This window comes from Sphingomonas pituitosa NBRC 102491 (genome assembly GCF_001598435.1).
Taxonomy (GTDB): domain Bacteria; phylum Pseudomonadota; class Alphaproteobacteria; order Sphingomonadales; family Sphingomonadaceae; genus Sphingomonas; species Sphingomonas pituitosa.
The window spans coordinates 80803-98703 of the sequence record NZ_BCYY01000006.1; the positions used below are offsets into that span (position 1 = coordinate 80803).

General features: G+C 68.8%; 16 protein-coding genes. All 16 read right to left on the bottom strand.

Going from position 1 to position 17901, the window contains the following annotated elements:
• Window positions 1-76: 76 nt before the first annotated feature.
• Entirely contained in the window at window positions 77-1339 is a 1263-nt protein-coding gene (gene ftsA / locus SPI01S_RS07415; protein ID WP_066720460.1) for a cell division protein FtsA, read from the bottom strand.
• Window positions 1339-2310, bottom strand: a complete 972-nt coding sequence (locus SPI01S_RS07420) for a cell division protein FtsQ/DivIB (protein ID WP_066720463.1) — start codon at window positions 2308-2310, stop codon at window positions 1339-1341. Before SPI01S_RS07420 ends, ftsA begins: the two co-directional genes overlap by 1 nt.
• Window positions 2307-3230, bottom strand: a complete 924-nt coding sequence (locus tag SPI01S_RS07425) for a D-alanine--D-alanine ligase (protein WP_066720466.1) — start codon at window positions 3228-3230, stop codon at window positions 2307-2309. The genes SPI01S_RS07420 and SPI01S_RS07425 overlap by 4 nt, the downstream gene beginning before the upstream one ends.
• Window positions 3227-3718 carry a DUF4262 domain-containing protein gene (locus tag SPI01S_RS07430; RefSeq protein WP_066720470.1) on the bottom strand — a complete coding sequence of 164 codons (492 nt, stop codon included), beginning with the start codon at window positions 3716-3718 and terminating at the stop codon, window positions 3227-3229. Before SPI01S_RS07430 ends, SPI01S_RS07425 begins: the two co-directional genes overlap by 4 nt.
• Window positions 3715-4605 carry a UDP-N-acetylmuramate dehydrogenase gene (gene murB / locus SPI01S_RS07435; RefSeq protein WP_174539084.1) on the bottom strand — a complete coding sequence of 297 codons (891 nt, stop codon included), beginning with the start codon at window positions 4603-4605 and terminating at the stop codon, window positions 3715-3717. Before murB ends, SPI01S_RS07430 begins: the two co-directional genes overlap by 4 nt.
• A gap of 133 nt (window positions 4606-4738) precedes the next feature.
• Complete coding sequence (gene murC / locus SPI01S_RS07440) at window positions 4739-6151, bottom strand: UDP-N-acetylmuramate--L-alanine ligase (protein ID WP_066720473.1); 1413 nt, start codon at window positions 6149-6151, stop codon at window positions 4739-4741.
• A 12-nt stretch (window positions 6152-6163) separates the two neighbouring features.
• The gene (murG, locus tag SPI01S_RS07445; protein ID WP_066720482.1) at window positions 6164-7318 is read right to left on the bottom strand and encodes an undecaprenyldiphospho-muramoylpentapeptide beta-N-acetylglucosaminyltransferase; all 1155 of its coding nucleotides are present in this window, start codon (window positions 7316-7318) and stop codon (window positions 6164-6166) included.
• Window positions 7315-8547, bottom strand: coding sequence for an FtsW/RodA/SpoVE family cell cycle protein (locus SPI01S_RS07450; protein WP_066720484.1), 1233 nt, complete (start codon window positions 8545-8547; stop codon window positions 7315-7317). The genes murG and SPI01S_RS07450 overlap by 4 nt, the downstream gene beginning before the upstream one ends.
• Window positions 8544-9872: a UDP-N-acetylmuramoyl-L-alanine--D-glutamate ligase gene (gene murD / locus SPI01S_RS07455; protein WP_066720487.1), complete on the bottom strand. Its 1329-nt coding sequence runs from the start codon at window positions 9870-9872 to the stop codon at window positions 8544-8546. The genes SPI01S_RS07450 and murD overlap by 4 nt, the downstream gene beginning before the upstream one ends.
• The gene (gene mraY, locus SPI01S_RS07460) at window positions 9869-10942 is read right to left on the bottom strand and encodes a phospho-N-acetylmuramoyl-pentapeptide-transferase (protein ID WP_066720490.1); all 1074 of its coding nucleotides are present in this window, start codon (window positions 10940-10942) and stop codon (window positions 9869-9871) included. The genes murD and mraY overlap by 4 nt, the downstream gene beginning before the upstream one ends.
• Complete coding sequence (locus SPI01S_RS07465) at window positions 10930-12312, bottom strand: UDP-N-acetylmuramoyl-tripeptide--D-alanyl-D-alanine ligase (RefSeq protein WP_066720808.1); 1383 nt, start codon at window positions 12310-12312, stop codon at window positions 10930-10932. The genes mraY and SPI01S_RS07465 overlap by 13 nt, the downstream gene beginning before the upstream one ends.
• Window positions 12309-13724: a UDP-N-acetylmuramoyl-L-alanyl-D-glutamate--2,6-diaminopimelate ligase gene (locus tag SPI01S_RS07470; RefSeq protein ID WP_066720493.1), complete on the bottom strand. Its 1416-nt coding sequence runs from the start codon at window positions 13722-13724 to the stop codon at window positions 12309-12311. The genes SPI01S_RS07465 and SPI01S_RS07470 overlap by 4 nt, the downstream gene beginning before the upstream one ends.
• Window positions 13721-15424 (bottom strand): peptidoglycan D,D-transpeptidase FtsI family protein, encoded by a 1704-nt coding sequence (locus tag SPI01S_RS07475; RefSeq protein WP_066720497.1) that lies wholly within the window; start codon window positions 15422-15424, stop codon window positions 13721-13723. Before SPI01S_RS07475 ends, SPI01S_RS07470 begins: the two co-directional genes overlap by 4 nt.
• Complete coding sequence (locus SPI01S_RS07480; RefSeq protein ID WP_066720500.1) at window positions 15421-16077, bottom strand: hypothetical protein; 657 nt, start codon at window positions 16075-16077, stop codon at window positions 15421-15423. The genes SPI01S_RS07475 and SPI01S_RS07480 overlap by 4 nt, the downstream gene beginning before the upstream one ends.
• On the bottom strand, window positions 16077-17024 hold the full coding sequence (gene rsmH, locus SPI01S_RS07485; protein WP_066720508.1) for a 16S rRNA (cytosine(1402)-N(4))-methyltransferase RsmH: 948 nt from the start codon (window positions 17022-17024) through the stop codon (window positions 16077-16079). Before rsmH ends, SPI01S_RS07480 begins: the two co-directional genes overlap by 1 nt.
• Window positions 17021-17503, bottom strand: a complete 483-nt coding sequence (locus SPI01S_RS07490) for a division/cell wall cluster transcriptional repressor MraZ (RefSeq protein WP_064313886.1) — start codon at window positions 17501-17503, stop codon at window positions 17021-17023. Before SPI01S_RS07490 ends, rsmH begins: the two co-directional genes overlap by 4 nt.
• Window positions 17504-17901 lie beyond the last annotated feature (398 nt).

Sequence of the window (17901 nt, forward strand, 5' to 3'; positions counted from 1 at the left end):
TGCACAACCTCAAATTCTTTTCTGCACGAAGCGGAGCGGCGACTCTAGCCACTAACACCCCGCGACATGCATTTCCTTAATAATTTGCCCGGAACGCCGCGATCAACCGCTGGAACAGTGCGCCCGGGCTCGCTCGCGTCACCAGCTGGTGCCGGCTGGGCTCCAGCGTGCGCAGATCGATCGGGTCCGCCGCGGCGAACTGGGTGAGTCCCGCCAGCGTGGAGAAGGCGGGACCGGCATGCGCGTTCGGCATGGCCAGCAAGCCCCTGGGCCGCCCGACGCGCACCGCATTGCCCAGCGCCTGCTGCGCATAATCGGCGATGCCCGCCAGTTCGGCGCCACCGCCGGTCAGCACGATCTGCCGGCCCACCGGCTCCTGGAAGTTGAGCTTCTTCAGCTCCTTCTGGATCTCCGCGACGATGCGTTCCAGCCGCTGGCGGATCACGGTGTTGAGCGCCGCCTTGGTGATGCGCGGCCCCTCGACGCCCTCGTCCGCCGTGGCGGGCGCGACGTCGATCGTCTCGCGATTGTCGCGCGGGGAAAGATTGGCCGAGCCATGGAAGCATTTGGTCCGCTCCGCCCAGGCGCGCGCGGTGCCGAAGGCGGCGGCGATGTCGTCGGTGATGTCGGCCGATCCCATCGGGATCGAGGCCAGCCCCGCCAGCACGCCCTGCGCGAACACGGACACGTTCGTCACGCCCGCGCCGATCTCGACCAGCGCCACGCCCAGTTCGCGCTCTTCCTCGGTGAGGCAGGCAAGCCCCGTCGCCACGGGCGCGGCGATGATCGAGCGGACCTCCAGATGCGCCGAGCGCACGCACAGATCGAGGTTGCGCACCGGCGAGCCTTCGGTGGTGACGACGTGCACGTCAACGCCCAGCCGATCGGCATGCAGCCCCAGCGGCCGCTTGACGCCGCCCAGTCCGTCCACCGTGTAGCGCGTCGGCTGCGCGTGGAGCACCATCCGCCCCTGCGGGTCGATCGCGCCGCGCCCGGCCTTGAGCAGATCGTCGATATCCGCCTGCTCGACCCGGTGGCCGCCCAGATCCGCCTCGACCTTGACGACGCTGGAGACCAGCCCGCCCGCCGAGAAGCTGACCCACACGTCCTCGATGTTGAAGCCGGCGATGCGCTCGGCCTGCTCCACCGCCTCGCGGATCGCGATTTCGGTGGCGTGCATGTCGGCGACATAGCCGCGCTTCACGCCCCGGCTCTCGCGCTGGCCGGTGCCGAGCACGATCAGATTACCCTCGTCGGTCCGCTGCGCGATCAGCGCCGAGACCTTTGACGATCCCACGTCGAGCGCGGTGATCAACCCTTCGGGCGCTACCTTCGCCATCAGCCTTCCCCCGTGCCGGTGCCCGCCGGCGGCGTCGTTGTCGTTGCAGGCGGGGTCGGTGCGATCGTCGTCGGCGCCGTGGAAATCGCCGGCGGCGGCTCGATCACGCCCTGCCGGCGCACAACCAACTTGTTTGCGACGCGCATGTCAAACCCGCGATTGCCGCGGCCCAGCAGCCGCTGCGTCCCGTCGATCGAAACGAATGTCTTGAGCGCGGCGATCGCCTCGTCCTCGCCCTCGGGAAGCTGCAGCTTCTCGCCCGAGGTGAAGAACACGTCCCAGCGGCGATTGCCGACCCAGCTCATCGCCTTGACCAGCGGCTTGAGGCCTGGCTGAGTCTCGAGAAGGTGCTTGCGCGCCGCCTCCTGCGTGTTCGCGCCCTCGCCGATCAGCAGTGGCAGATCGGGCATCGCATCGGGCGACACCGGCTCCAGCGGGACGCCCGAAGGATCGATCAGCATCAGCTGTCCGTGGTTCTGCCAGACCGCCGCGGGCGCCCGCTCCTCGATCGCGATGTGCAGCGTGCTCGGCAGCCGCCGCGAGACGCGCGCGTCCTTCACCCAGGGGAATTTGAGCAGCCGCTGCCGCACGTCCCCCAGATTGACCAGCGGCATCGCGCGCGAATCCTGGTCGAGCACCTGCTCATAGACGGTCGCGCGGTCCATCCGCTTGAGCCCGTCGATCTGGATCTCGTCGACCTTGAGCCCCGCATCGCCCACCGCCTGCGCGAAGCCGACGCCGATCATCTGCGGCACGCCCGCCAGGATGCCGACCGTCAGCACCACCGCGCCGACCGCGCCGACGATGCTCCACGTCGTGACCTTGTGCAGCGTCTCCGGGCTCATCGGCAGGCCCGCGATCGCCTGGTCGAGCACGCCCGCCCGCTGCGGCCGGCGCGCGGTGCCGCGCGGCTTCGGCTTCTCGCCGCGCCGGGTGGTCGCGCGCTGCGCTTGGGCGGGTCTGCGGCTCACAATGCCTCCTCGACGATCCGTTGCACGAGACTAGCATAATCGATGCCCAGATGGCGCGCCTGTTCGGGCACCAGGCTGAGCGGGGTCATGCCGGGCTGGGTGTTGACCTCGAGCAGGAACAGCCCCTCGACGCCCTGCGTGTCGTCCCAGCGGAAATCGGCGCGCGAGGCGCCCTTGCAGCCGAGCAGCCGGTGCGCGTCGAGCGCGATCCGCTTGCACGCCTCGGCGATCTCGTCGGGGATCTGCGCGGGGAAGACATGCTCGGTCAGCCCGTCGGTATATTTGGACTCGTAATCGTAGAAGCCGCTCTTGGGCTTCAATTCGGTAACGCCCAGCGCCTGGTCGCCCAGCACCGCGGTGGTAAGCTCGCGGCCGCGAATGAACGGCTCGGCGAGCAGTTCGTCGAATTCCTGCCAGGGCCCGCGCGCATCGGGGTGGATCGGGTTGCCGACATTGCTCTCGGCCGTCACGATCGCGACGCCCACCGACGAGCCTTCGTTGACCGGCTTCAGCACGTATGGGCGCGGCAGCGGATCCTGCCGATACAGCTCCTCGCGCGACACCATCCGCCCACCGGGCATCGGGATGCCGTGCGGCACCAGCGCCTGCTTGGTCAGCTGCTTGTCGATCGCGATCACCGAAGTGACCATGCCCGAGTGCGTGTAGCGGATGCCCATCAGGTCGAGCATGCCCTGCACGCTGCCATCCTCGCCCGGCGTGCCGTGGAGCGCATTGAACACCACGTCCGGCTTCGCCTCGGCGAGGCGGGCGGCGACCTCGCGGTCCATGTCGATCCGGGTTACGCGGTGGCCCAGGCTCTCCAGCGCGTCCGCGACGCCATTGCCCGACATCAGCGAAACCTCGCGCTCGGCCGACCAGCCGCCCATCAATACAGCGATGTGGAGGGATTGGATGGTCATGCTTTGAAATTCTCCGAACTGAGCGGCGGCTGCAGCGCCCGAACCTGGTCGGAGGCACCTTCCTCCCATGGAAACAGGCCGTCCTGCGCACCCGGCCAGATGATCTGGTACGCGGCGTCCATGGCTTTGCCGGTCATATGGCGGCGAAACCACATCGCCGAATTGAAATAGTCGGGCACGATATTGCTGGGGACGACACGCTCCACCACGCAATCATGCCCCAGCAGCAGGTCCGACACGATGAGCCCATCTTCCAGCTGCAGGCCGTCGCGGCACTGGCGATAGAGCGCGTTGATCATGGCGCTGACCAGTTCGCTGGAAAGGCCGAAAACGATCACTTCCGGCTGCCCGACGGTCTCCGGGAAACCCACCGAATAGCCGAAGGGCGGCTGTTCGCCCTCCGGGTCCGCCACATAGTTGATGTGGCAACCGTGATTGCGCACATTGTCTAGGATCCGGCGTTCGTAGTCGTTGAGGTCGCGGCTCACTTCGCCACTCCCACGCGCTGAATTTCCCATTCCAGTTCGACGCCCGACTGCGCCTTCACCCGGGCGCGGACGTCCTCGCCCAGCGCCTCGATATCGGCGCTGGTCGCTTCCCCCAGATTGAGGAGGAAGTTGCAATGCTTCTCGCTCACCTGCGCGTCGCCGCGGCGCAGGCCCCGGCAGCCGGCCGCGTCGACCAGCGCCCAGGCCTTGTGGCCTTCCGGGTTCTTGAACGTGGAGCCGCCGGTCTTCGAGCGCAGCGGCTGCGATTCCTCGCGCGCGGCGGCGATGCGGTCCATCTCGGCCTGGATTGCGTCCGACGGCTTGAGGAAGCCGCGAAAGGTCGCGCGCACCACGATCGCGCCCTCGGGCAGGTTGCTGTGGCGATAGGTGTAGCCGAGGTCTGCATTGGCTAGCACCCGCCGCTCGCCCGAACGCAGCACGATGTCGCAGTCGACCAGGATGTCGCAGGTCTCGCGGCCATAGGCGCCGCCGTTCATCCGCACGAAGCCGCCGACCGTGCCGGGGATCGAGCGCAGGAACTCGACGCCGCCAATGCCCCAGTCGCGCGCCTTGGACGAGACGAGGATACCCGACGCCCCGCCGCCGCAGCGGAGGGTGGTCTCGTCCAGCTGCTCGACCGATGCGAACGCCTTGCCGAGCCGGATCACCACGCCCTGCACGCCGCCATCGCGGACGATCATGTTCGAGCCCAGACCCAGGCCCATCACCGGCACTGCCGGATCCAGCGCGGCGAGGAACGCGGCGAGGTCGTCGGCATCCGCCGGCTCGAACAGCCACTCCGCCGCCCCGCCGCTCTTGAACCACACCAGCGGCGCAAGCGGGGCGTTGGGCGTCAGCTTGCCGCGAACGGGAGGCAGGCTACTCAAAGTCCCTCCCCTTCAGGGGAGGGGTTGGGGTGGGGCAGTGTCTCACCGAGACCAACGGAGGGTCTGGAATCCCTCCACCCCCAAACCCCTCCTCCCAGGAGGAGGGGCTTAAGAAAAGAAACAACCGCGTTCCTCACGCATCCCCCCGCCCAGCCGCAATCGCAGGCGCAAGGCCGGCCGCCCACTTCGTGATATCACCGGCGCCGAGGCACACCACCATGTCCCCGTCCTGCACCACGCCCGAAAGCGCGCTCGCCAGTGCCGTCGCATCGGTGGTCGCCGCCACCGCGCGATGCCCGCGCCGCGACACATTCTCCACCAGCGCATCGGCATGCACGCCGTCGATCGGCGCCTCGCCCGCCGGATAGACGGGCGCGACATACACCATGTCCGCGTCGTTGAACGACTGGGCGAAGTCGTCCATCAGATTGGCCAGCCGCGAATAGCGGTGCGGCTGCACCACCGCGATCACCCGGCCGCGCACGCTCTCGCGCGCCGCCGCCAGTACCGCGCGGATCTCCACCGGATGGTGGCCGTAATCGTCGATGATCGCCGCCCCCGCGACCTCACCCACCTTGGTGAAGCGCCGCTTGACCCCGCCGAACTTGGCGAAGCCCTGCTGGATCGTCGCATCGGGAATGCCGAGCTCCAGCGCCACGCCGATCGCGGCGAGCGCGTTCTGGACATTGTGGCGGCCGGGCATCGGCAGCTCGATATGCTCGATCGACCGGGTGGAGCCGTCGCGGTTGCGGATGATCGCCTCAAAGCGATTGCCGCCGGCATGCGGCGTCACGTTCACCCCGCGCACATCGGCGCTGGCGGCGAAGCCATAGGTGACGATCCGCCGGTCGCGCACGCGCGGGATCAGCGCCTGCACTTCCGGGTGATCGAGGCACAGCAAGGCCGCGCCGTAGAAGGGCACGTTCTCGACGAACTCGACGAACGCCGCCTTCACCTTCTCGAACGAGCCATAATGATCGAGATGCTCGGGATCGATGTTGGTGACCACCGCAATCGTGCCGTCGAGCCGCAGGAAGCTGCCGTCGCTCTCATCGGCTTCGACCACCATCCACTCGCTGTCGCCGAGGCGCGCGTTCGAGCCGTACTGGTTGATGATCCCGCCGTTGATCACGGTCGGGTCGACGCCGCCGGCATCGAGGAGCGCTGCGACCATCGAGGTGGTCGTCGTCTTGCCGTGCGTGCCCGCCACCGCAACGGTGGACTTGAGGCGCATCAGCTCGGCCAGCATCTCGGCACGGCGCACCACGGGCACGCGGTTCTGGTAGGCGGCTTCCACCTCCGGATTGGTGCGGACGATCGCGGTGGAGACCACCACCACCGCCGCGTCGCCCAGATTCTCGGCGGCATGGCCGATGGTGACGGGGATCCCCCGGTCGCGCAGGCCCTGCACGACGTAGGAATCCGCCACGTCCGAGCCCTGCACCTTGTAGCCGAGATTGTGCATCACCTCGGCAATGCCGGACATGCCGATCCCGCCGATGCCGACGAAGTGAATGGTACCGATGTCGGTGGCGACGCCCTTCATGCGCCCAGATCCTTACGCAAAAGCTGGCCTTCCGTTCTTGTTGGCTTTCTGCACCTTGCCCACCGGGGCCTTGGGTGCATGGATCGATTCGACGAGGTCGGCCAGGTCGCGCACCGCATCGGGCCGGCCGACGCCGCGGGCACGCGCCGCCGCATTCTCCAGCGCCTTGGTGTCGAGCCCCAGCTTCTGCATCTGCTTGGCGAGTTCCTGCGCGGTGAAGGCGCGCTGCGATATCGTCCGGGCGCCGCCCGCCTCGGTGATCTCGCGCGCGTTCGCGGTCTGGTGGTCGTCGGTCGCGCTCGGCAGCGGCACCAGGATCGCCGGACGGCCGGCGGCGGTCAGCTCGGCGATGGTCGAGGCCCCCGCCCGCGCGATCACCAGATGCGCCCAGGCGAGCCGCTCGGGCATGTCGGGCAGATAGGTGGCGACCTCGGCCGGGATCTCGTGTTCCTGATACTTGGCGCGGACCATCTCGATGTCCTCGATGCGCGCCTGGTGCGTCACCTGCAGCCGCCGGCGGAAATGCACCGGCAGCAGCGCGAGCCCGTCGGGCACCACCTGGCTGAGGATCGAGGCGCCCTGGCTGCCGCCGGTCACCAGCACGCGGAACAGCCCGTCTTCCTCCAGCATCGGATAGGGCTTGGCGCGCAGCGCCAGCACCGCCTCGCGCACCGGATTGCCGGTAAGGTGGGTCTTCACCGCCCAGCCGGGCTTCATCCGCTCTACCTTGTCGTACGAGGTGGCGATCGCCGCCACCCGGCCCGCGACCAGCCGATTGACCCGGCCCAGCACCGCATTCTGCTCGTGGATCACGGTGGGGATGCGCGCGCTGAACGCCGCCATCAGGGCGGGAAACGCCGGATACCCGCCAAAGCCGATCACGGCGGCAGGGCGCAACTGCTTGTAGAGCTTGCGCGCCATCGCCCGGCCCGCCAACATCTGCCGTGCTGCCTTGAGATACCCCAGCGGTCCGCCGCCCAGCCGCCCCGCGGGCAGCACATGCGTCTCGACGCCCTCGAACAGCCCGGGAAAGCGCACGCCGCGCGCGTCGCTGACCAGCGCCACCTGATGCCCGCGCCGTGCGAGCTCCACCGCCAGCGCGGCCGCGGGCACCATGTGCCCGCCGGTGCCGCCGGCGGCGAGGACGTAACTACGGCGTTCGGTCATGCGGCTTTGCTCCAGCGGCCGGTATAGGGGGAGCGCTTCAGATACGGGTTTCGTCGCGTGAAAGCGAGCAGCAGGCCATAGCCGATCGAAAGCGCGATCATCGACGAGCCGCCATAGCTGATGAACGGCAGCGTCATCCCCTTGGACGGCGCGATGCCGGTGTTCACCGCCATGTTGATCAGCGCCTGCACCCCGAACTGCGAGGCGAGCCCGGCGGCGGCGAGCAGCCGGAACGGATCCTCCTCGTCGAGCAGCTTCATCAGCACGCGGACGACGATGGCGAGGTACAGCAGCACGATCACCGCGCAGGCGATCAGCCCGAATTCCTCGCCGATCACCGAGAAGATGTAATCGGTATGCGCCTCGGGCAGACGGAACTTGATCTGGCCGCTGCCCGGCCCCGCGCCGAACAGCCCCCCGGCGCTCAGCGTATCGTGCGCCATCTCGACCTGATAGCGATCGGCGAGCGCGGCTTCCTTGGTCGGGAACAGGAAATTGTCGATGCGGGTGCGCGCGGTGCCGTAGAAGATATAGGCCGCGACCACCCCCGCCACCGCCGCGCCGCCCAGGCTGGCGATTGCGGCGGGCGAGATGCCGGAGAGCATCAGCAGGATCACCCACACCGTGCCGAACAGGATCGTCTGGCCGAAGTCCGGCTGGAGCATCAGCAGCACCGCGATCAGCGCGGTGATCGCGCCGGTGACGACCATCACCGGCAGCTCGGGATCCTTGGCGCGGAACGAGAGGATCCACGCGGTCGACACGATGAACATGGGTTTCAGGAATTCGGACGGCTGCAGGTCCGAGATGCCGAGGCTGATCCAGCGCTTCGCGCCGTTCACCTCATGCCCCACCAGCGGCAGCAGCATCATCAGGACCAGGAAGACGAGCGCCCCCGCCAGCGACAACCGCCGCGCGGCCGAGGTCGGCAGCATCGAGACGATGATCAGCACCGGCACGCAGATGCAAACCCACATCAGCTGCCGCCAGAAATAATACATCGGCTGCACGATATGCGCGGCGTCCGAGTAGCGCCGCGCGGTCGCGGGCGAGGCGGCGGCGACCGCCACCAGCCCGATCGCGATCAGCAGCAGCGGCAGGAACAGCAGCACCCGGTCGACTTCCCAGAACCACATGCCCGCTCGCGACGTGCTGGCGCGGCTGAGCTGGTTCGAGATGCGCGGTCGGCCGGCCTGTTTTTCGTCCACGTCCCCGGTCTCGCGGCTCACCCGAGCGCCTCCACGGCGGCACGGAAGGCATCGCCGCGCGCTTCGAAATCGCGAAATTGGTCGAACGAGGCGCAGGCGGGGGAAAGCAGCACGGTATCGCCTGGCTGCGCCTGGGCGGCTGCGGCGCGCACGGCGGCCTCCAACGTGCCGGATTGCTCGACGGGCATTGCGCCTTCGAGCAGCCCTGCAAACAACGGGCCCGCCTCGCCGATCGCATAGGCGCGCACGACATGGCCGAAGCCCGGGCGGCACGCCTCCAGGCTGTCGGTCTTGGCGACGCCGCCGAGGATCCAGTGGATGCGCGGGTAGGCCGCGAGCGCAGGTGCGGTCGATTCCGGGTTGGTCGCCTTGCTGTCGTTGACGAAGGCCACGCCGTTCCGGGTCGCGATCCGCTCCATCCGATGCGGCAGGCCGGGGAAACTCTCCAGGCCCTTGTCGATCGCAGTGCGGTCGATGCCCAGCGCCTCGCAGGCGGCAATCGCGGCAAGCGCGTTCTGCGCGTTGTGCGGCCCCTGCAGCGCCGGCCAGCGCGACTGGTCCATGCACACGCCGGGCGCGATCTTGGTCACGTCCGCGCTGCGGCCGGAGAGCGCCACCTGCCGGGCAATGGTGGCCGAGGCGGCATCGCCGATCCCGATCACGGCCGCATGGCCCCCGGACTGCATCGCGAACAGCCGCGCCTTGGAGGCGGCATAGCCCTCGAACCCGTCATAGCGATCGAGATGGTCCGGCGTGATGTTGAGCAGCACCGCGACGTCGCAGTCGAGGCTCTGGGTCAGGTCGATCTGGTAGCTGGAGAGCTCCAGCACATAGACACCGCCCTGGGGCAGCGGGTCCTGCCCCAGGATCGGCAGCCCGATATTGCCGCCGAGGCGCGTGGGAATGCCCGCCGTCTCGATGATGTGGTGGATCAGCGCGGTGGTGGTCGACTTGCCGTTGGTGCCGGTGATGCCGACCACGCGGTGGGCCGGCAGATTGGCGCGCGCCTGCGCGAACAGCTCGATGTCACCGATCAGCGGCACGCCGGCGGCGCGCGCATGCGGTGCGATCGGGTGGCGGTTGAGCGGCACGCCGGGGGAGACGACCATGCCCGCAAAGCCGGTGAGATCGGCGGTCAGCGGGTCCCCAATCTCAAGCGAGACAGCGTCCAACTTGACGGACAGTTCTTGAACTGCGTCGGCGACAGCCTCCCGCGCTGCTTCATTCGAATCCCACGCCAGCACCTCCGCCCCGCTCCCCCCCAACGCGCGCACGGTCGCCGCGCCCGAGCGTGCGAGCCCGAGCACCGCGAAGCGTTTGCCGCGCCAGGCGGGGCTGGTGATCACCGCAGCTTGAGCGTCGCGAGACCAGCGAGCGCCAGCACGAAGGCGATGATCCAGAAGCGGATCACCACCGTCGGCTCGGACCAGCCGAGCTGTTCGAAATGATGGTGGATCGGCGCCATGCGGAACACGCGCTTGCCCGTGCGCTTGAAGAAGAAGACCTGGATGATGACGCTCAGCGCCTCCATCACGAACAGGCCGCCGATGATGCCCAGCACCAGCTCATGGTGCGTGGTGACGGCGATGGTGCCGATCGCCCCGCCCAGCGCCAGGCTGCCGGTGTCACCCATGAACACCGCCGCCGGCGGCGCATTGAACCACAGGAACGCCAGCCCCGCCCCGATCATCGCGCCGCAGAAAATGGCCAGGTCGCCCGCGCCATAGACGTGCGGGATGCCCAGATAGGTCGCGTAGATCTTGTTGCCGGCCAGGTACGCAATCAGCATGAAGGCCATGCCGGCGATCACCACCGGCATCGTCGCCAACCCGTCGAGCCCGTCGGTCAGGTTCACCGCATTGCCGAACGCCACGATCGTGAACGCGGCGAAGGCGATGTAGAAATAGCCGAGGTCCGGGTGGACCCAGCTGAAGAACGGCACGTAGAGCTGGGTGTTGCCCTCCGCGAAGATGATGATCCCGCTGGCGATGCCGGCGATGATGAACTCGCCGATCAGCCGCACCTTGCCCGATACGCCCGCCGTCTTCTGCTTCCGCACCTTGTCGTAATCGTCGAGGAATCCGATCGCGCCGAAGCCCAGCGTCACGAACATGCACGCCCACACATAGGCGTTGCGCAGGTCCATCCACAGCAGCAGCGCCAGCGTCAGGCTGGTGAGGATCATCAGCCCGCCCATCGTCGGCGTGCCGCGCTTGGCGAGGTGGGTCTGCGGCCCGTCGGTGCGGATCGGCTGGCCCTTGCCCTGACGCAGCCGCAGCCAGCCGATGAACTTCGGCCCGATCAGCAGGCCGATCAGCAGCGCGGTCGCCACCGCGCCGCCGGTGCGGAACGACAGATACCGGAAGAGATTGAAGACGCCGGGGAAGCCCAGCTGCTCCGCGATCAGATAGAGCATGATTGCCTTTCCGCCAGCGCCGCGACGATCGTCGCCAGCCGTACGCCGTTCGACCCTTTGATGAGAACCGCATCGCCCGGGGCGAGCGTCGATTCGAGCTCGGCCTTCGCAGCTGCGGCATCGGCCACATGGACGAAATCCACCCGCCCCTCAAGCGCGGCCGCCAGCGGCGCCATCGCTTCGCCCACCAAAATGGCACGGCTCACCCCGGCCTTGGTGATCGGATCGGCGAGCTCGGCGTGGAGCGCATCCGAATGGTCGCCCAGTTCGCGCATCTCGCCCAGCACCGCGACCTTGCGGCCGGGCTCGGCCGCGAGCACCGCCAGCGTCGCGCGCATCGAGCTGGGATTGGCGTTGTAGCTTTCGTCGATCACCAGCGCGCTGCCGTCGCCAACCGCCACGGTCATCCGCGCGCCGCGCCCGGCAAGGCCGCCCAGTTCTGCCAGCGCCAGGCCCGCGACTTCGAGGTCCCCGCCCACCGCGTCGACCGCGGCGAGGATCGCCATCGCGTTCGACACCCAATGCTCGCCCGGCTGCGATATCGTGAAGCTCAGCTCGCGATCGCCGAAGCGCGCCATCACGAAGGTGCCGCCGCTGCGCGCGCGCATCGTCTCGACCGCGCGATAATCCGCACCCTCGCTCAGCCCGAAGGTGACGATCCTGGTCGCATGGGGCCGCGCGGCATCGATCAGCCGGTCGCGATAGGGGCTGTCATGGGGCACGATCGCGGTGCCGCCGGCGCCGAGCCCCTGGAATATCTCGCCCTTGGCGTCGGCGATCGCTTCGACGCTGCCGAAGAAGCCGAGATGCGCGGGGGCGATCGCGGTGACGATCGCGACGTGCGGCCGCACCAGCCGGGTCAGCTGGGCCAGCTCGCCCGCATGGTTCATCCCCATCTCGAACACGCCGTAGCGGGCCTCGCGCGGCATGCGGGCGAGGCTCAGCGGCACGCCGGTATGGTTGTTGTAGCTCTTCACCGAACGATGCGCGCAGCCCGGATCGATCCGGTCGAGCGCGGCGAACAGCGCCTCCTTGGTGCCGGTCTTGCCGACCGATCCGGTGACGCCGATGATCCTGGCCGAGGACCGGGCCCGCGAGGCCGCACCCAGCGCGTTCAGCGCGGCGGTGGTGTCGGCGACCCGCACGTTCGGATGATCGGTCGCATCGGAGACCACGGCGCCGGCCGCGCCCTGCGCAACGGCCTGGTCGAGGAAGCGGTGCCCGTCGGTGCTGTCGCCCTTGAGCGCGAGGAACAGGTCGCCCGGCCCCACTTCGCGGGAGTCGAACGCGACGCCGGAGACGGCGAAGTCCGCCGACGCGGTGCCCTGCGTGGCCGCCGCGATCTCGTCGGAAGTCCAGAGCGTCGTCACGCCGCGCACTCCCGCGCGACCGCGACGTCGTCGAACGGCAGCACCATCTCGCCCACGATCTGCCCCAGTTCATGTCCCTTGCCGGCGACCAGCACGATGTCGTGCGGCGCGGCCATGGCGATCGCGGCTGCAATCGCTTCGCGGCGGTCGCCGATCTCGGTGGCTTGCGGAGCGCCCTTCAGGATCGCGCGGCGGATTTCGGCCGGGTCTTCGGTGCGCGGATTGTCGTCGGTGACGATCGCCACATCGGCGCCCGAAGCCGCGACCTGCCCCATCAGTTCGCGCTTGCCGGGATCGCGGTCGCCGCCGGCGCCGAACACCAGGATCAGCCGCCCCTCGGTATGCGGCTTCAGCGCCGCGATCGCCGCCTCCAGCGCATCGGGGGTATGGGCATAATCGACATAGACCGGCGCGCCGTTGGCGGCGATCACCGCCCGCTCCAGCCGACCGCGCACCGGCTGCAGCCGCGCGCAATTGCCCAGCGTCTCGGTGACGTCGCCGCCGGTGGCGATCACCAGCCCGGCGGCGGTCAGCGCGTTGGCCGCCTGATAGGCGCCGATCAGCGGCAGCCGCACGGTGTGGACCTTGCCCTCCGCCTCGATCTCCAGCGTCTGGCCGAGCAGCGAAGGCGTGCGCCCCACCAGCCGCAGCGTCTTGCCATGCTCGCCCACCGTGATCAGTCGGTTGCCGCGCATCCGGGCGAGGTCCTCGACCTGCGGCGCGTGCGGATCGTCCGCCCACACCACAGCGGTGCCGTCGTCGGCCAGCACCTCGGCGAAGAGGCGCATCTTGGCGGTGAAATAGGTCGCCATGTCGCCGTGATAATCGAGGTGATCGCGGCTGAGATTGGTGAACGCCGCCGCGCGCACCGGTAGCCCCTCGGTACGGTATTGCGACAGCCCGTGCGACGAAGCCTCGAACGCCACGTGCGTCACGCCCTCGCGCGCCAGCCCGGCGACGTTCGACAGGAAGGTGACGATGTCCGGCGTGGTCAGGCCCGTGGAGACGCGCTCGTCCGCCGTCGTCACGCCCAGCGTGCCGATCGAGGCGGCGTGGAAGCCCGCCATCCGCCACAGCTGGCGCGTCATCTCGACGGTGGAGGTCTTGCCGTTGGTCCCGGTCACCGCGGCGGTCACCGCCGGGAACGGCGCGAAGAACTGCGATGCCAGCCCGGCGAAGCGCTGCCGCGGATTGGCGTCGGCGATGTGCACCGCGCCTTCCACCCTTGCCTCGGGCCGCGCCACCACGGCGATGGCGCCTGCCTGCACTGCGGCGTCGATATAGTCCTCGCCGTTCACCCGCGCGCCCTCGAACGCGCCGAAGATCGTGCCCGGTGCCACCTTGCGGTGATCAATCGCGAAGCCGGTGACGACCGCGTCGTCTGCGGTGCCGGTCAGTTGTCCCAGTCTCATTCGGTTCCCGCTCCCGGCGCCGGCGAACGGTCGACGAGCGGCAACAGCTCGCTCTCGTCGATGTCGCGGGCATTGTCGGGCGCGATGCCCAGAAGGGCGCCCGTCCGCGCGATCAGGCGCGAGACGACGGGCGCGACGGTCCAGGCCGCGGTGGTGCGCGGCGTGTTGGCATTGGCCTTGGGCGAGTCGAGCATGGCGACCACCACATAGCGCGGCGCGTCGATCGGGAAAGCCGCCGCAAAGGTGGAGACGTTGCGGTGCTTGTCATAGCCGCCCTCGCTCGCCGCCTCGGCGGTACCGGTCTTGCCCGCGACGCGGTAGCCCGGCGCCTCGCCCTTGCGGCCGGTGCCCTTCAACACGATCAGCCGCAGCAGCTGGCGCATCCGCATGCTGGTCGATTCCTGCAGCACGCGGCGGCCCTGCACCGGATGCTCGGCATCGACCTTCATCAGCGTCGCCGGGTGCCACATGCCGCCGTTGACCATCGCCGCATAGGCGGCGGCAAGGTGCAGCGGCGTCACCGCAATGCCGTGGCCATAGGCGGTGGTCATCACCGTGATCCGGCCCCAGGTCGCCGGCCATAGCGGGCGGACCGCGCCGATCTCGATGCTCGGCCGCTGGTCGAAGCCGAGGCGGCGGAACATGTCCTGCATCTTCTCCGCGCCCAGTTCGTCGGCGATCCGCGCGGTGGCGATGTTCGACGAATAGATCAGCGTTTCCGGGATGTTGAGCCAGCGGAACTGCTCGTCGCCGGGATCGTCGTGAATGGTGAAGCGGCCGACCTTCATCGGCACCGTGGCATCGAACCGCCGCGACATCGAGGTGATCGTGCCCGAATCGATCGCCGCCGCCACCGCGATCGGCTTGAAGGTGGAGCCGAGCTCGTAGACGCTCTGCGTCACGTTGTTGCGCGGCGGCGGGCCGCCCAGCTGGTTGGGGTTGAAGCTGGGCAGCGAGGTCATCGCGACGACTTCACCGGTGTTCACGTCGAGCACCACCGCAGCGGCGCCGCGCGCCTGCAGGTCGGTCATCGCGCGGCCGAGCTCGCTTTCCAGCGCCGCCTGCACGCGCGTGTCGAGCGACAACGTCACCGGCTTGCCGCGCTGCGCCGGATCGGTCAGCCGCGCCTCGAGCACCTTCTCCATGCCGGTGACGCCGCGGCCCTTGTCGTCGAGATAGCCGAGCACGTGCGCCGCCATGTCCGATTGCGGATACAGCCGGTCGGTCTCGCGCTGGAACTCGATCGCCGGCTCGCCCAGCGCGTTCATCTGGTTGACCAGCTCCGGCAGCGCGCGGCGCTTGAGGAAGGCGAAGCCGCCGCCGCTGTGGAGCAGCGCATAATATTGCGCCTGGCTGCGCTCGGGCATCAGCTCGGCCAGCTTCTGCGCCAGCGCCGCCTTGTCGCCGATCACCTGGTTGGGGTGGATCGCGATCGTCCAGGCATCGATGCTGCGCGCCAGCGGCGTGCCGTTGCGATCGACAATGTCGCCGCGCGCCGGCACCAGCGCGTTGGAAAGGTCGCGCGCCGTCGCCGGGCCTGCCGACAACGCCAGAAAGGCGAGCTTGCCGAGGATCGCCAGCACGCCCGCCCCGAACAGGATCGAGAGGATCATCAGGCGCAACTGCGCCACCGCGACGAGCGCCTCGCGCCCCCCGCCCGATCCCCGCGCACGCGCGGAAGGGGCGACGACGACGATCATCGCTGTGCCGTTTGCTCGCGCTTCGCCACGCGGCGCAGATCGCTGATCGTGGCAGCGCTCAGCAGCGGCCGGTCCGGCTTGGCGAGCCGCGCCTTGTCGACCTTCTGCATCAGCCGGCCAAGGTCCTGCGCGGGCTTGCTGTCGGCCTGCGCCACGCGCACGACGGTGGAGTTGCCCGGGGCGGCCTTGACGGGTGCTGCCGAAGCCGTCGCCATCGGCTTGGCCGCCACGGCCTTGCCTGGGGTGGCAGCAGCGGTCGCAACCGGCTGGGTCGCCACCGCCGCGGTTTCCACAGGACGCTGGCCGGTCGGGATCACGAGTGCGGCGGTCTCCACCTTGGCGGTGCCGGGCGCGGCCGCTGCGGGCTGGTCGAGCGCGGCCAGGCCGCTCGCGCTGGCCAGATATTGCTGCGGCTGCGGCGCATTCATCGCCAGCACGTCGCCGTTCCAGCGCTCGATCTGGGCCATGTTGGCGCGGGTGTCGAACTCGGTTTCCAGGCCACGAATGTCCTTGTGCGCCTGCACGATGGCGGTGTCCATCGCGCGCAGCTTCGCGCGTTCCGCCGCGCCGTGCGACGTCACCATGTAGCAGGTCGGCGCAACGATGACGCCGCACAGGAACCAGCCAAGCCCCCTGAAGCCATGCACTGCCATCACACCATATCCTCACTCGACCACGGCGCCGCATCCGTCCGCCGCGCGGCGCGCAGCGTGGACGATCGGGCGCGTGGGTTACGCACCAACTCCGCCTCGCCGGGGCGCACGGCCTTGGCGGGCGTTTCAAAACTCGGTTCCGCCCGCGGCCCCACCGCCGGGCGATGCCGCGAACCCGCCGGCGTGCTGCCGCTGCGTTCGCGGAAGAAGCGCTTGACCAGCCGGTCCTCGAGGCTGTGGAAGGTCACCACCACCAGCCGCCCGCCCGGCTTCAGCACCCGCTCCGCCGCCGCCAGCACGTCGGTCAGTTCGTCCAGCTCGCGGTTGATGTGGATGCGCACCGCCTGGAAGGTCCGCGTGGCGGGATCCTTCTTGTCGTGCGGGCGATGGCCGAGCGCCTTGCGCACCACCGATGCCAGCTCCGAGGTGCGGGTCAACGGCCGCGCACCGACGATATACTTGGCGACGCGCCGGGCGCGCGGTTCCTCGCCGAGGTGGAACAGCACATCGGCGATCTCGCCTTCATCCGCGCTGTTCAGCCAGTCGGCCGCGCTCATCCCCTCGCCCGCCATCCGCATGTCGAGCGGCCCGTCCTGCTGGAACGAGAAGCCGCGCTCGGCCTGGTCGAGCTGCATCGAGGAGACGCCGATATCGAGCACGACACCGTCCACCGGCGCCAGGCCGCGCGCCTCCAGCTCCTGGGCCAGCCGGCTGAACGGCGCGTGGATCAGCTCCAGCTTGCCGCCGCTTTCCGCGACGAGCGTGGCGCCGTTCGCGATTGCGGACGGGTCGCGGTCGAACGCCGCCACCTGCGCGCCGGCACCGAGCATCGCACGGGTATAGCCGCCTGCGCCGAAGGTGCCGTCGACATGGGTCTCGCCGGGCTGGATCGCGAGCGCCTCCAGCACTTCGTCGAGCAGCACGGGGATATGGGGCGCGTCGCTCACATCGCCCCCTTTTGCTGCATCAGGAACGCGCAGATTTCCTTGAGTTCGGGATCGGCCTTTTCGTCGGCGAGCAGCACGTCGGGCGCCCAGATGTCGAACGTGTCGCCGCTGCCGACGAAGAACGCCCATTTCTGGATCTTCGCCTTGGCGCGGAAGAAGGGCGGCAGCACGAAGCGGCCGCTGTCGTCGTACGGCGCCTTTTCGACCATGCCGAAGGCGCGGCGCTTGGGTGCGGCGCTGGGCTGTTCGCCCCGGTCGAGCGCCTGCTGGTCGAGCTTGTCGATGCGGTCGTACTTCTTCTGCGACCAGCCGGTGTCGTGCGCGGAGAGGCACGAATCCTCCGCATGCACCCCGACGACGATCTGGCGGACATCCGAATTGCGCTCGGCGGCGGCGCGCAGGTCTGCGGGTATGGCGACGCGACCCTTCTGGTCGACCGCCTGGAGCGCAAATCCTTCGAAGAGCTCCCTATCTGCCACGCCAAACCCCAAGCCGGGCACGACTCTCCCGCCGCCGGAATCACGCGGACCGTGCTCCAGCTGGAGATGTTCGGAAGAAAGGGTTCGTGCCCCCCTTTTAGTGTGCCCTTTTAACCACATTATAGAGCGGGAAACAACGGGCGTGATGGGGACAGCACGGGAATTTCAGCCACTGATCGCCACCGCTGGGCGCTTTTGCCATTTTGATCTGTATTTGTTCCCTATACACCCCTTCCCGCGACCAATTTTGTCGGGAAAAGTTCCTATTCTGAAGGGGTAGCGTTCGGATGCGGGGTAGCGGCATGCACACCGCCATGCGACCCGGCACTTTAACGCAAGCACCGGAAACTGCGGCATTTTTGCCACCGCACCGCTCGGTGACCCGATCAGCGCCCTGC

Excerpts from the sequence above, each read along its gene's own strand:
- SPI01S_RS07425 (WP_066720466.1), bottom strand. The coding sequence starts at position 3,230 with ATGACCATCCAATCCCTCCACATCGCTGTATTGATGGGCGGCTGGTCG.
- ftsA (WP_066720460.1), bottom strand. The coding sequence starts at position 1,339 with ATGGCGAAGGTAGCGCCCGAAGGGTTGATCACCGCGCTCGACGTGGGA.
- mraY (WP_066720490.1), bottom strand. The coding sequence starts at position 10,942 with ATGCTCTATCTGATCGCGGAGCAGCTGGGCTTCCCCGGCGTCTTCAAT.
- SPI01S_RS07470 (WP_066720493.1), bottom strand. The coding sequence starts at position 13,724 with ATGAGACTGGGACAACTGACCGGCACCGCAGACGACGCGGTCGTCACC.
- murG (WP_066720482.1), bottom strand. The coding sequence starts at position 7,318 with ATGACCGAACGCCGTAGTTACGTCCTCGCCGCCGGCGGCACCGGCGGG.
- murC (WP_066720473.1), bottom strand. The coding sequence starts at position 6,151 with ATGAAGGGCGTCGCCACCGACATCGGTACCATTCACTTCGTCGGCATC.
- SPI01S_RS07475 (WP_066720497.1), bottom strand. The coding sequence starts at position 15,424 with ATGATCGTCGTCGTCGCCCCTTCCGCGCGTGCGCGGGGATCGGGCGGG.
- SPI01S_RS07480 (WP_066720500.1), bottom strand. The coding sequence starts at position 16,077 with ATGGCAGTGCATGGCTTCAGGGGGCTTGGCTGGTTCCTGTGCGGCGTC.